At 60.1% G+C, this 13,757-nt stretch carries 12 protein-coding genes; 4 read left to right on the top strand and 8 right to left on the bottom strand.

Annotated elements, in window-relative coordinates:
* Nucleotides 1-14: 14 nt before the first annotated feature.
* The 5 genes from K8U03_07070 to K8U03_07050 all read right to left on the bottom strand — a co-directional run bounded on the left by K8U03_07070 (nt 15) and on the right by K8U03_07050 (nt 5,963).
* A complete protein-coding gene (locus tag K8U03_07070) occupies nt 15-668 on the bottom strand; it encodes a class I SAM-dependent methyltransferase (GenBank protein MCE9604650.1) in 654 nt (217 codons plus the stop codon).
* Nucleotides 669-725: 57 nt separating this feature from the next.
* Nucleotides 726-2,000: a PLP-dependent aminotransferase family protein gene (locus K8U03_07065; GenBank protein MCE9604649.1), complete on the bottom strand. Its 1,275-nt coding sequence runs from the start codon at nt 1,998-2,000 to the stop codon at nt 726-728.
* A gap of 355 nt (nt 2,001-2,355) precedes the next feature.
* A complete protein-coding gene (locus K8U03_07060; protein MCE9604648.1) occupies nt 2,356-3,708 on the bottom strand; it encodes a sigma-54 dependent transcriptional regulator in 1,353 nt (450 codons plus the stop codon).
* Nucleotides 3,705-5,072: a PAS domain-containing protein gene (locus tag K8U03_07055; protein MCE9604647.1), complete on the bottom strand. Its 1,368-nt coding sequence runs from the start codon at nt 5,070-5,072 to the stop codon at nt 3,705-3,707. The genes K8U03_07060 and K8U03_07055 overlap by 4 nt, the downstream gene beginning before the upstream one ends.
* Before the next feature lie 693 nt (nt 5,073-5,765).
* On the bottom strand, nt 5,766-5,963 hold the full coding sequence (locus K8U03_07050) for a cold shock domain-containing protein (protein MCE9604646.1): 198 nt from the start codon (nt 5,961-5,963) through the stop codon (nt 5,766-5,768).
* A 612-nt stretch (nt 5,964-6,575) separates the two neighbouring features.
* Between K8U03_07050 and K8U03_07045 the strand changes: the two genes are divergently transcribed.
* Complete coding sequence (locus K8U03_07045) at nt 6,576-6,791, top strand: hypothetical protein (GenBank protein ID MCE9604645.1); 216 nt, start codon at nt 6,576-6,578, stop codon at nt 6,789-6,791.
* Nucleotides 6,792-7,287: 496 nt separating this feature from the next.
* Here the strand turns inward: K8U03_07045 and K8U03_07040 are convergent, their stop codons facing one another.
* Nucleotides 7,288-9,204, bottom strand: coding sequence for a chloride channel protein (locus K8U03_07040; protein ID MCE9604644.1), 1,917 nt, complete (start codon nt 9,202-9,204; stop codon nt 7,288-7,290).
* A 189-nt stretch (nt 9,205-9,393) separates the two neighbouring features.
* Between K8U03_07040 and K8U03_07035 the strand changes: the two genes are divergently transcribed.
* A complete protein-coding gene (locus K8U03_07035) occupies nt 9,394-9,690 on the top strand; it encodes a hypothetical protein (protein ID MCE9604643.1) in 297 nt (98 codons plus the stop codon).
* An 8-nt stretch (nt 9,691-9,698) separates the two neighbouring features.
* Here K8U03_07035 and K8U03_07030 read toward each other — a convergent pair whose 3' ends face one another.
* On the bottom strand, nt 9,699-9,971 hold the full coding sequence (locus K8U03_07030) for a hypothetical protein (protein ID MCE9604642.1): 273 nt from the start codon (nt 9,969-9,971) through the stop codon (nt 9,699-9,701).
* A 32-nt stretch (nt 9,972-10,003) separates the two neighbouring features.
* On the opposite strand from K8U03_07030, the gene K8U03_07025 reads away from it, so the two are divergent.
* Both K8U03_07025 and K8U03_07020 read left to right on the top strand, forming a co-directional pair.
* Nucleotides 10,004-11,545, top strand: a complete 1,542-nt coding sequence (locus K8U03_07025; protein ID MCE9604641.1) for an HRDC domain-containing protein — start codon at nt 10,004-10,006, stop codon at nt 11,543-11,545.
* A gap of 357 nt (nt 11,546-11,902) precedes the next feature.
* Nucleotides 11,903-12,889: a hypothetical protein gene (locus K8U03_07020; GenBank protein ID MCE9604640.1), complete on the top strand. Its 987-nt coding sequence runs from the start codon at nt 11,903-11,905 to the stop codon at nt 12,887-12,889.
* A 359-nt stretch (nt 12,890-13,248) separates the two neighbouring features.
* On the opposite strand, the gene K8U03_07015 is transcribed toward K8U03_07020, so the two are convergent.
* Entirely contained in the window at nt 13,249-13,617 is a 369-nt protein-coding gene (locus tag K8U03_07015; GenBank protein ID MCE9604639.1) for a DUF1080 domain-containing protein, read from the bottom strand.
* Nucleotides 13,618-13,757 lie beyond the last annotated feature (140 nt).

Here is a 13,757-nt window from a genome sequence, read left to right as displayed (position 1 = left end):
CTGCGCGATCGGGTTCACTCGCTGGAAACCGTCGAGCTCTCCGCGAGTCGGCGCGACGTTGCCGACCGGCGCCTGGGACGGTCATCGGTGAGACGCATCACGTTTCGCGTCAGTCGAGCAAAGGTACGTCGGGGTTGAGCATTCAACCCGATCGCATGGTAGATGAGCGCGCCCTGCTTGGCGTTTGAGAGGATCGCGGTTTCCAGTTCGTCCGAGGGCATCGGATTGTAGAAATAGATGACGTCAAACCGTCCATAGTCCGGAAATGCCATGCCGTCCTGATGAAACACCCGAGTCGGACCCAAGCACTCCGCCGCGATCTCCGCATACTTCGGATTGATCTCCAGTCCATAGGCGTCGAAGCCGAGCGACTGAGCGATCGACACTTTTCCACCGAGACCGCAGCCCACGTCTAAGAACCGGGCCCCTGTAGCGCACTTTCCGCGAATCAACCGGAGTTCTTTAAGAAACGTCACGACCGAGAAACTGGCGTTGGGATAGTAGTGGTCATTGCCGTCGGCCAGGGCTTGCCCGACTGCGAACTCAAGGGCGTAATAAAGACGCAACACGGCCGTGATATCGCCGAGGCCGTGCATCCTCAATTGGTCGTAGTCGCGCTCAACGTTTTTGGCGATCTCCGAATCACGCAGATAATGAAACTTACTCATGATCGCCCTCGCAGAGCCTTCGCCGCAGTTAGACAAACGTATCGAATCGATGATCGCTTAGCCGCGGACCTGACGGATCGCAGTCGCGAGCAAGCGAATGCCTTCGCGAATTCGTTCCGGTGACTGCACGCCGTAGCTCAGTCGTAGCGTGTTGCGCGCGACCGGCTCTCCTTCGGGAGCATAGGAGTACTCGCCCGGGACGTAGATCACGCCGGCCTCGAGGGCCTTGTCGAACAGCACCCCCTGGAAGCCCGCATCGATCTCGGGGGAGACCGTGAGCCAAACGTACAAGCCGCCGGCGGGAATCAACCAATGAACTCCGTCGATGCCGGCGAGATAGTCGTTGCACGCGGCGAGCATGGCGTCGCGCTTTCGGCGATACAGGTTGCACAGTAGTGCGACTTGGCGCTCGCAGACTCCGCCGGCGATCACGCGATACATCAGGTGCTGATTCAGATTCGGGGCACCGAAATCGATGTTGCTCTTCTGATCGCAAAGCGGTCCCATTAACTCTTGCGGAACGATTCCCCAGCCGACACGAACGCCCGGCGAAAACGACTTGGAGAACGTTTGCGTGAGGATCACGGTATCGCCTTCTTCGTCGAACGCGCGCAGGCTCGGCACATCGTCTCCGGAGTAGCGGAGCTTGCGATAAGCCGCATCTTCGAGGATGTAGATTCGTCGCGTTTGCGACCAACGCTTGGCGACGGCGACCACTTCCGCCCGGCGTTCCGCCGAAAGCGAGATGCTCCGTGGATTGTCGAAATCGCTGACGACGTAGATCGCCTTGACTCGCCTCAGCTCGCCGCGGGCTGCGATCTCGCGGAGCCGGTCTTCGAGTGCGTCGGGCTTCAGCCCTTGCTCGTCGCAGGCGACGCTGATGGCGCGGACCTGCAAATTCTTAGCGACGCCGAGGTAGACGAAGTAGGTCGGAGCGGCGCAGAGGACGATGTCCCCCGGATCGAAGAGCGTATCAGCCAACAGATAGAGCAGTTGATTGCTGCCGGACGTGATGATGACTTGTTCGGGAGTCAGGTTCCGCTCCGACGCGGGATTGCCGTCGGAGATCCGTTGCTCTTCCAACAGCGCCTCGCGCAAGGGACGGTAGCCGGCCGTCGTTCCGTATTGCAGCGCCGCATGCCCCTCGGCGGGATCGGACATGAGCGAGCGCCAAGCGTCGTCGACGGCCGTGAGCGGCAAGCTGGGTTGATCGACGAACCCGGCTGCCAGGGAGATCAACTCCGGTTGCGCTAAGGCGCGCGCCATCAATGTGCCGATCGGTTGACCGCCGGCGAGAACTGCGCGACGGCTGAGCGAGGAGGAGAACGGCATGATTTCGAATGGGATCCGAAGTAATAGTCGTGTCGCACGTCATACGAAGCTCGAAAGACGGAGGCCACGACAATGCGCATCCGGCGGTTATCGGCAACGCGTTCCGCGTCTTGATCCGGTTCGACCTTGCCGATTCTCGCTGGCCGAGTACGTCCACTTCGTCGCACATCACGCCAAAAGGGAGAGAGAAGTCGTCGCTGAATCGCAAATGAGATGCCGGCGTCGCGTTCCCAGTCGGCGAGAAGGAAAACGCGTGTGACGGGGCTTTCGAGCGACGTCGGGATGTCGGATTCAAGTGTGGGCACCGCAATCCGTTGCTACGGCTGCAAGATCTTGCAGTGTGCCGAAGGAGACGTCACTGCAAGGCGTGTCGGTTCATCTTGTAATGCAGATTCCGGACGCTGATATCGAGAAGTGCCGCCGCCCGCTCGCGGTGCTGATTACATTGCTTCAACGCCGCGAGGATCGCCGCTTTCTCCGCTTGTTGAACGGCTTGTTCCAAAGTTCCCGTGGTCGAACTGGGCGTTGCGAGCATCTCTTCGGGCAAATCCTCGTTATGGATCGTCGGACCATCGACGGTGACCGTCAATCGTTCCATGCAGTTTCGCAACTGTCGAACATTGCCGGGCCAAGGGTAGCCGCACAAGACGTTCATTGCGGCGCCGGCGACTTCCTTCGTCTCTTTGCGAAACCGCTCGCTGGAGCGCGCGAGAAAGTGCTGCACGAGCAGCGGAATGTCATCGCGCCGTTCACGCAGAGGAGGTGTGCGCAACGGCACGACATTGAGGCGGTAATACAGATCCTCCCGAAACTTTCCCTCCCGAACTAAGGTCCCGATTTCACTATGCGTCGCCGTGACGAGTCTGACGTCGAGAGGAATGAGTTCTTGGCCGCCCAAGCGGCGTAGTTCGCGTTTCTCGAGAACCCGCAAGAGATCGACTTGGGTCTTGGGGGACATCTCGCCGATCTCGTCGAGAAAGAGAGTTCCTCCGTGGGCCATTTCAAACCAGCCGGGTTTATCTCGCTGCGCACCGGTGAACGCTCCTTTTTCGTAGCCGAACAGTTCGCTCTCGATCAAAGTCTCCGGGAGCGCGCTGACGTTCGCGGCGATGAACGGACGTTGACTTCGGGAGCTCAAGTTATGCAGCGCTCGGGCGACGAGCTCCTTGCCCGTCCCGCTTTCGCCGTAGATCAGCACCGTCACATCGGTGTCGGCGACTTGCCGAATTCGATCGAAGACTTCGTGCATCGCCGCGCTATGGCCAATCATTTCCGGCAGTTCGCCGGCGACCGTCAAACGATCTCGCAGCAGTCGATTCTCTTGAACCAGCCGGTGATGCTCATAAGCATTGCGGACTTGGAGACGCAGCATCTCGATGTCGACCGGTTTGCTGATGTAGTCATGGGCTCCCTCCCGCATCGCTTCGACCGCGGTATCGATGGAACCATGGGCCGTGATGACGAAGATCAAGGTCTCCGGACGTTCATGCTTGATCACCTTGATGAGCTCGAGACCGGAGCGAGGTCCGGTGATTCTCAGATCGGTAATCACGAGATGGTGACCGTGTTTGCGAAAGAGCGCGAGGGCCGTGCCGTCGTCTTCGGCGGTCTCGACATGGTCGGCCTCTCGTTCCAGCGCTTTCGCCAAGCCGGTCCGGATGTTCGGCTCGTCATCGACGATCAGAATGCGAAAGTTTCGGTTGCTCATGGACTTCCGGTAGCCTGTTCGTATGGGAGTACGATCTCGAACACCGTCCCGTGCTTGCCGGTACGATATTCGATATGTCCCTTATGTTGACTGATGAACTTTTCGCTGAGCGCCAAGCCGATTCCGCTCCCCTTGCTCTTCGTCGAGAAATACGGCCGGAAGAGGTTGCGTTGGACTTCGGGCGAGATCCCCGTCCCGGAATCCTCGACCGCGATACGTATTCTGCCGTCTTCTTCTGCGACTTTGATCGCCAGGTTCCCGCCGTTCGGCATCGCTTCCAGGGCATTGATCACGACGTTCAAGACCGCCTGTTCGATCTTGTCCCGGTCCAATTGTGCAACGGGTAGTTGCCGCTCGGGCTTGGCAAGAGTCATGCGAACGTTTTGCTGCGCCGCTTGAGGTTCGATCAGGCGAATGACGTTTGCGACGATTTCTAGAACGTCGCTCGATTGCAGCACGAGTTGCTGAAGGTTCGCAAAACTACGGAATCTTTCCAGCACGCCGTTAAGCCGATAGACCTCCGTTTTCAGGACACCTACGAATTCTCCGACGCGCGAGTCGCCTGCGCCGGCCGACAAGCTTTCGTCCAACAGTTGCAGATGGATACTCAAAGCGGTGAGCGGATTCTTGATCTCGTGATGGAGTCCGGCTGCCAGCATAGCCATGCTGAGAAAGCCCTCCATCCGCCGCATTCGTTCGTCCAAGAGCATGCGTTCGGTCACATCTCGCAGATGGACGGCACAGCCGATCACCGCTCCTTCGCCATCCTTCAAGACATGCGCGTCGAGGCGGAGTTGCGACAAACGTCCCCCTCGCTCGAGTTGCGTATCTCGATCGCAAATCGGGACGAGGTTCCGCATGACTTCACGGCAGACCTCCACCAAAGGCGTCTCCGGCAAAGAGATCGAACTCACCGGAGCTCCAACGCATTCGAAGTCGACTCCAAGCAGCTTGATGCCGGCCGAATTGATGCTCGTGATGACCCCTTCGCAGTCGATCGTCACGACCCCTCGGTCCATGCTTGCTAGGATGTCATGGGCCAGCATCTTCACGTGGCGTAGCGACTGTTGGCTCAGCAGAAATCTCCGCCTCAACCGCCAAAAGGCGATGTGACAGAACAGCAAGATGGCGAGTACGACCGTGCCCGTGAGCACCTGTAAATCGAGTCGTCGCTGGAGTGACCGAATGCTCGTCGGCGAATGTGTCTCGCCGTTCTCGTGCCAGGAATCGACCAGGTGACGCTCCTGAAACACCAGATAGAGCGACACGCAGCTCGCCGTAAGCGCCATGAAGAGCGCGGCCAAGAGGATCCGTTCCGCGGTCGAGAAGGTCTCGGTGTTTTTGTCCGTTTTGACGCGAAACATGATTCCTTCGATGCTCTCTGCGCAACTGCTCTGCCTCGAGTACTATCACCCGTGGTTGCTCGTATTTCCGACCCAGCGGTGCTCGTACCCGTTCAATAGACCTATTCGGCGATCGTCGCACAACTTAGCGGGTGCGACCGTCCGGCATCCGGATGTCGCGGAATGTTCTTGCCCGGTCGCGACCGAGTATCGCGTTCCTCTTTCCGATGCGACGCTGACGACCGGCCGCGTCATCGTGTTCTCAAAGCAAGTCCTTCGCCAGCGAAGCCGGTGCTTCCGGCAGTAGAGCCAACTCCAGGGCGAAAGCGCTGAATACATCGACCAGCTCGACTAAACTGCGCCGATGGTCGGTGCAGAAACTCAGTCATGGGCCGCAGCGTTAATCAACGTACCGCTTCCGGAACGAATCGGTCAGGTGCTCGTAGCGGCGTATCGAAGTCACCGCTCGTGACGTTCATGCCGGCACGCAATCGGAAACGCGAACGATCCGCATCGCCGACGTCGAAGACTTGACAGTCGTCCTCCTCGTGGCGGCGATCCGTTTAATGCCGAGGAGAATCTCGACCAATGGGGGTCGTCGACCGGCAGTCCTGACATGAGCCATACCAGTGGTAGCGGAGTTCGGTGGGCGCCGACGGTCCATCTCTTACCGACTTATCGACTCTTTCGACGTAACGAATCGATAATCTAACCCTAAACGGGCTTGACCTGTTCTGCGCACGGACCTTTCGGACCGCGTCCTTCCGTGAACATGACTTTTTGGCCGACGTACAGATCGGCAAACGTGACCTCTTGTACGTTGGAGGAATGAAAGAACAGGTCTTGATTGTTCCCGGTATTGATGAACCCGTAGCCTTTCTCCGCCAGCCTCTTGATCACTCCTTCAGCCATGGAACGTCTTCCTTTGATCGGTAGCGAATTCGCCGGTTAAAGCTCGTTGCAAGTCTCCCGTCGGCTCGTATTTCATCGGCCGAATGAAGGGAACGCTCGCATCGGAAGCGGCGACACGAAACTCAGCGACAGGGCCGCTTGGACGGCCAGTACAGCAACGACCGTGCCGTCGATCGGTTGTCGGAAGCGGCGCCTCATCAGGAAGGTCTGTGCATCGAGGGCCGGGCCGATCAAGGCAGCGTCACACAAGAGAGGAGCGGGTTTCTTCTCGAAGTCGTCATCGGCAGCGAAGTGCTTCAGATCCGATTCGGATTGAATGGCGGGAGCTGCAGGTTCTTGCAGGAACTGCAAAATCCTGCAGGCCTTGCACGTCGAAGAGCCGAGCGCCGGCCGCCTTCCGAATTGCGCCGTCCGGCATTTCCGGTGCGCGGGCACGCGCCGGTGATGAATGCTAGACCGGCATATCTTTTGCGAACCGCTCGGTCGCAAGCATTTTGAGGCGTGTTCGTTTGCAACGGGCAAACAGGCCACACCATCGGCGGTCTCGTTCTCGATCTCTCGCGATCGTCAGGCGAATCAAGTTCGGGGCGTCACGCGAATAAAGGATTCAACATGTCCGTAGCCAGTGCGACCCAGGTGCCTCTCTCGAAGAGCATCGACACAGCCGGGCGAAGCGCCGGAAACATCGCCGATGCCATTCACGCGGCGTCGAGTTGCGGGGAAGATCGCTCCGCGGGAATTTGTTTGTTTGCGATATTCGCGGGCAGCTTCAGCATCGGAATCGCGGTCATCGGCGTCGCCGTGCTCTACGTCGTGTACGCCGCTTGACGAATGAGTTTGTTTCGTGCCGCCGCGGGCGGCGTGGCTTGCTCTTTCATGGATCGCGTGAGTCGATCGTTGCGAGACTCGATTTCGAGACGCGCGTGGCGATTCATGTTCCTTTCGCTAAGCGCAGCCGCACTCTCGAAGGACTGGGCTCGCCGTGAGTCTACCGCGATCGAAGCTGACGAGGTGATCGGAGGAACGGTCACGGGTCGGCTGGATCACGTGAGTAGGCCCCGGTAAGTTGCATGTCAACGCTCGGACAAGGTACGAGGGCAAGACTTGAGCCTGGGTCACGGTCAACAAGTCGAGCAAGGAGGCAAAAAGTCGGGCTCCGGACCGGGCACGACCGCAAGTCATGCTTCGTCGCGCGAGGGGCAAGAAGGGAGGGGGGTTCGCAAAGCCATGCCTCGCGCGTACAAGCCGGAAGAAGGCGGCTCGAACGCGGGCGAAAAAGTAACCTCGCTTAGTCATGCAGGCCCGCCCGATGCCACCGCGACCATTACTTCGTCGACGACCTCCCAGTCCCTTGCACCCGCTTGAGATAGCTGCCGGCGATTTTCGCTCGCCCGACGATCCCGACGACGGCTCGTTGTTCGCGGCTATCGACGACGGGCAACTCCAGCAGATCGTTTTCGGCGAATAGTTCCATAGCTCGCTCGATCGAATCGTCGAGGGTGAGCGGCACGACGTCGGTCCGCATCAAGTCGGCCGCCAAGATCAGCGTCGGCGTGTCGGCCAATCGTAAAGCGACGAATACCTCCTCGAGTCCGATCGTGCCCAGCAAGCAACCGGCGTCATCGGTCACCGGCAACACGGCATGTGGATCGGCGCTGAGCTTTGTGCGCACCGCTTCTAGACTCTCCTGCGGCTTCAGAACTCCGAACGGTTCTCCGATCGTAACGAAGCGACCGACCGTGAGGCCGCTGAGCATACCGCGCACGAATTCCGCCTGATGGGCCGGGCTCTGCGCGCGGCCGGCAACTTGTGAACTGTAGATCGACTGCTCGTCGGACAACAGAAACGCGATGGTGCAGACCCAAAGCGTCGGCAACAGGAGGCTGTAGCTGCCGGTCATCTCGCTGACCATGACGAGCGTCGAAAACGGCGTCTTGGCCGCCGCCGCAAAAAAGCCCGCCATGCCGACGATGACGAACGCCGACGGATGCGGCGCCATCGCCGGCCAGAATCGGTGGAACAGAATTCCAAGCGCTCCGCCGCCGCAACCGCCGACGACCATCGACGGTCCGAACACACCGCCCGAGCCGCCGCTGCCGATCGTGAGGCTCGTCGTGATGATCTTGCCGACGGCGATCGTCAGCATTGCGGCGGCCAGTCGCAGGTTGCCTTCGTCGCCGGGAACCATCGTCATACCGTCTTGCAAGCTGCCGTAACCTGCCGACATGACGGCCAACATTCGCGGACTTTCGCCGAAGCCGTAGTAAAGCAAGAGCCCGAACGCTCCGGTCGCCAGCGCACCGACCGCCGGCACCAGTTTGCGCGAAATCTTCAGTTGCTTGAAGAGATAGGTGGTGAAATAGAATGTGCGAGTGTAGAGCATCGCCAGCACCACCGCGAACAACGCCAAGAGCGTATAGGGCACGAGTTCGAACGGATTGTCGAACGTGAAGACGCTTAACTGCTCGGGGGATAGTTTGAAGAGCGGCGACCAGCCGAACACCGCGCCGAACGTGCAGTAGGCCGTGATGCTCGACAATGCCGACGGCATGATGACTTCCGATTCGAAGTCGGGCGACGAGTAAAGCACCTCGGCCGCGAACAACGCACCCGCGAGAGGTGCACGAAAGATCGCCGCGACGCCGGCCCCCATGCCGGCCGCCATCAACACGCGACGTTCCGCCGGGCGGAGCTTCAAGATCGTACCGAGAAACGATCCGAAGCCGGCGCCGATCTGCGCAATCGGCCCTTCGCGTCCACCGGAGCCGCCGCTCGAGATCGTCAGCGCGCTGCTCACGATCTTCACCAGCGGCACTCGCGGCCGAATCTCCCCCTGTTTGAAATGATAGGCCGCAATTGCGGCATCAGTGCCGTGTCCCTCCGCCTCGGGGGCGAGCGTGTAGACGATCCAGCCGCTGATAAGCCCGCCGATCGTCGGCACGATCAACAGCAGCCACGGCCTGAACACCGTCGATGTCGCGGCGAATAGTTCTTGCTCGCCTTGCGGCGACTCAGGGCGATAGCCGGCAACAAGGTCGAGCGAATAATGCGCCACGACCTGGCAGGCGCAATAGAACAAGATCGCGCCAAGCCCGGCGATCACGCCGACGACGAGCGAAAGTCCCAGTAGCCGAGCTTGCGAGTGCATTCGGCGCCGGCCGAGTTCTAAGAACTCGGGAAACCAACGAAACGGGTGCGAAGGGATCGGAGCGGAACGCTCGCTTTGAGATTCATCGGGCATAGTGTTACTTGATCGAGTTACCGAAAATCAAGACGGACGGGCTGCCGGGGGATCGCGAACCTAGCATTCTTTAAGGCAAATGCTTGCGAGGCTATGTAGTCAAATCCCCGGCAGGATCGAGGCGCATCAATTGCTCCTTAGCCTATCGGGTTTGCTACTACACCGCGACGCGAACTGAGAAGACGACCCATGCATACTCAAGCCTTCGTGACGTTCGACGAAATCCTCAGCGACCTAGTTCTCGCAGATGCAATCTACTATCGATTCGGCGACCAGGAGCGACTGCTCTGGGCACGACCGGCGGAAGAGATCGTGGCCCGCGACGACTCGTTCGATTTGATGCTGTTCACCTATCAATGTCAAAACATCATCGAACTCCAGGCGTTCAAAGCGATGGTTAGCCGTTTGAAATGTTCCGACCGCTTTGAATGGAGCGGATGCATGTCGTCCGGCTCTGCATTGTCGAGCATCCCCAGTCGACAATGATTTAATTCTCAACCTACGGCGGCCCGTCCGACTACATCGCGCTCGTGAGTCGCGAAGGTCTCGCCGTCGATGAATCGGCGCACGATCCAGCCGTCCGTAACTTCACGGGATCGATAAAGGATCTCGACGACGATCTCTTGATCGCCGCGTCGCACTCGATAGATAGCATTGCGCGCTACCGGCACCCTCGTTTCCGAAGGTTGCACGCTGTCGACCGCGGCCACGAAATCGGCGAGTGCGGCGACCGGCTCATGGCCGTTGTCGGTCTTGCAGCGCCACAACGGGCTTGTCGCTCCGGACCTACGAATATCGCATGCTGGGGCAACGGCTCCCCTCGCTCCGCCCTGCGCCGGTCATCGCGCTGACCGCGACCGCTACGCCCGTCGTCCAGCGCGACATCATCGCCCAGCTCGGCCTCCAATCGGACAACCGCTTCATCCACGGCTTCCGCCGGAGCAACCTGGCGATCGAAGTCGTCGAGGTTTCGCGCCCCGACCGCATGGACATGATCCGGAAGCTCTTAGCGAGTCCGTCGCACCGGCCGGCGATCGTCTACGCACCGTCGCGCAAGGACGCCGCCGCGCTGGCCGGGCAGCTCGGCGCGGTCATGCCCGCCGCCGCCTACCACGCCGGCATGACCGCCGCCGACCGTGACCAAGTGCAAACCGACTTCCTGCGCGGCGAGATCGACGTCATCGTCGCAACGGTCGCCTTCGGCATGGGGATCGACAAGGCCGACGTGCGGACCGTCGCGCACTTGGCGCTCCCCCAGACGCTCGAGGGCTATTACCAGGAGATCGGCCGCGCCGGCCGAGACGGCAAGCCCTCTCGCGCCGTCCTGCTCCATTCCTTCGTCGACCGCAAAACCAATGAATTCTTCCATGAAAAGAATTACCCGCCCGTCGACGAGCTGAACAAAATCTTTTCTAAGCTCACCGTCGCGCCGCAGCCGAAGCAGGCCGTGCAGGCGCGCACGAAGTTGGACGAAGAATCCTTCGAGCGCGCCCTAGAAAAATTGTGGGTCCACGGCGGCGTACTCGTCGACCCCGACGAGTCGCTCCGCCGGGGTAACGACGCCTGGGCGCCGTCGTATCAAGCGCAGATTTTGCACCGGCTGGCGCAGTCCGAGCAGATGGCACGCTTCGCGCAAGCGCACGGCTGCCGTATGGTGCATCTCGTCCGTCACTTCGGCGATGACGACGACCCCGGCACGCCCTGCGGATTATGCGACAACTGCGCCTCCGCAGACTGCGTCGTGCAGGCCTTCCGCGCGCCCACCGACGCGGAGTCCGCCGTCCTGCAGGCGATCCTCGACGCGCTCGCCCGGATGAACGACCAGTCCGTCGGCACGCTCCATCGCAACGAGGGGGCTGCGCTGGAACGCCGTGACTTCGAGACGCTCGTCTCTGCGCTCGGCCGCGCCGGGCTGGTCATCCTCCGCGCCGATGTGTTCGAGAAAGACGGTCAATCAATCCCGTTTTACCGGCTGACGCTGACACGGATCGACGAAAAATCCCGCACACGCTTATTGGTCGCGATCCAAGTCCCAACCCAGCAGGCACCCCGCAGAAAGGGGCCGAGTTCGCGAGCGAAGCCGAAAACCCGGAGGAAGAAAAAAGCAGCGACGGCCACGCCGCGATCGTCGACGCTCGACGCAGCGCTGCGAGCTTGGCGCAAGGGCGAAGCGAAGAGAAAACGTGTCCCCGCATTCCGCATTATGACCGACAAGGCGCTGTCGGGGATTGCTACGTCGCGCCCCAAAAATGAGGCCGCCTTGCTCGCGGTCCCCGGCGTCGGACCGTCGCTGGTGGCGAAGCACGGGACGAAGATTCTTCAAGTCGTGCGCGGTGCTTGACTTGCAAGTCGAACGATGCCAGTGCCGAAAGCCCTTGCTGATCGTGAAGCTCCATCGCGCGGTGGGACGGCGCTTGACGGAGTGGCCCACTTACGAAACCAGAACAACTGTGAGTACCATCATTGGCGAAGAAGAAACCGGCGACGAAGTGTGGCTCCGGATCCTGGAACCAACGAGAACGGCTTGGCGGCAGGAAAACCGGAAAGATTCGCTCCATGTCGGCCGTATTCGCAGCGAACGGATACGATGGCGATCTGACCGGACGTGGGTCGGTCCTAGGCTTGAACCATTCGGGGAATCCCGAACAAAAGGAATTGGAACCATGAAGCGCGCTTTCGTCGTCGTCACCGCAAACCCATGAGTCGACCTTCGGCGAATATCCCCGTGATCGCGATGTTGCCGAGGCCGGCTCGATCCAAGATCGGTTGTCTACTCGTTCTCTCGCTGTGGGCGACGGGCGCGACGATGGCAGCCGAAACGAAATTCATCGATGGGCGAATATCCATCCGAGGTCGAGCCAGCTCGTCGGACATCGTCATCACGGCGACCGAGCGTCTCGCCGGCGCCGTCGATTCGCTCCGCTGGAACGGCAAGGAATTCATCGACAGCTCCGACCACGGACGCCAACTCCAGTCCGCATGCAGCTTCGATGGCGGCGCGCCGGGACCATTTTGGGCCGAGTGCTTCAACCCGACCGAGGCCGGTTCCCGGCGTGACGGTGCAGGCCCGAAGTCGTCAAGCAAGTTGTTACGGTTGCAAGCCGAGGGCGCCGAACTTCGCACTTTAACTCAACCCGCTTTCTGGCTCGCGCCGGGAGACGAGTCGTCGGGCCGACCGGCGCTGAATGACCGCGTGCTATCGGAACATCGGATCGCAAAGCGAATTCGCATCGGCTACCGTGACTTGCCGCACGTCATCGAGTACGAAGCGACCTTCACGTTACCGTCAGGCGAGAAGCACCGCTTTGCGCAATTCGAGGCCGTCACCGGCTATATGCCGGTGGAGTTCGGCACATTTCACAAACTTGACGTTACAACGGGAATACTAAGTCCGCTGGACGACGGTCCGGGCGAGCAATCGCAGCCGGTCGTGTTTTCCACGGCGGATGGGGCATATGCCATGGGCGTATTCTCGCCCGATCAGCCCGCGGCCGGTTATGAACGAGCCGGCTACGGTCGCTTCCGCTTTGTGACGGAAAAAGTGACGAAGTGGAATTGCGTCTTTCGTGTTCGCGATGAAAACCGCCTTGCAGCGCAGGATTATCGCTATCGGACGTTCGTCGCCGTCGGCACGTTGGAAACCGTCCGCCGATCGCTTACCGCACTCGCGGCGATGTTCCGGTAAAAATACTTTCTCTTCGATCGATGCCATCGTCGTATAAGGCTCGCTAAAGACTCGGCCTCTGACTCCGGTCGTTACAGCGTGCAAAAGGAAGTCTAGGTCGAGATCGGGTGCCCTCGGCAACTTTGGCACTCCAGCGAAAACGGCACGTCGTAGGTCTCGTCGATACGAGGCGGCACGCTGCGATGCGCGTGCAGACCGTCACGCTTGCCCGACTTCCGGCAGGGCGACATAGATCGCTAACACTAGGACTGGGGCTACGGCGAGCGCGTCGTTGAGGGCTGTCGCGTCGAACTCACGACAACGAATGAATCACAGGGAAACAAGCCGACGGGAATGGCTCGGTCGTACGTTCGATTGGTTCATTTGGTCTCAACAACCCAAATGTTCCGATAGCGGAGCGGGTTGCCGTGATCCTGCAGGTAGATCGGGCCTGGGTCGGGGCCCGGCTTATTGGGAGCGGCGGTTGTCGAACGCTCTCCGGGAAGCTCCACGTCGTTATGCACGAGCACGCCGTTGTGCGAGATCGTCACGCGCGGGTTGGTGATTAGCTTGTCCCCTTCGTACTTAGCTGCGGTGTAGTCGATGTCGTACGTTTGCCAAGTGAGCGGCGGCAGGCACATGTTCACGTCCGGCGCCTTTACCGAGTACAGCCCGCCGCATTCGTTGTTCTCCCCTTTCAGGCCGAACGAATCTAGCATCTGGCATTCGTATCGAGCGCCGACGTAGATGACCTGCCCCCCTTAAACGAGTCCGGTCGTCAGTCGTAGACTGACGACCATCACTTGAAAAAGGGAGGCGATCATGGGGACGAAGCGCTTGAAAGTGGAGCAGATCATTCAGAAGTTACGGGAAGCGGAATTGGAGATCT

The organism is Planctomycetia bacterium (genome assembly GCA_021413845.1).
In the GTDB taxonomy this organism is placed as follows: Bacteria; Planctomycetota; Planctomycetia; order Pirellulales; family PNKZ01; genus PNKZ01.
Note: the sequence above shows the minus strand (reverse complement) of the source record. Positions and strands in the feature narration are given on the sequence as shown.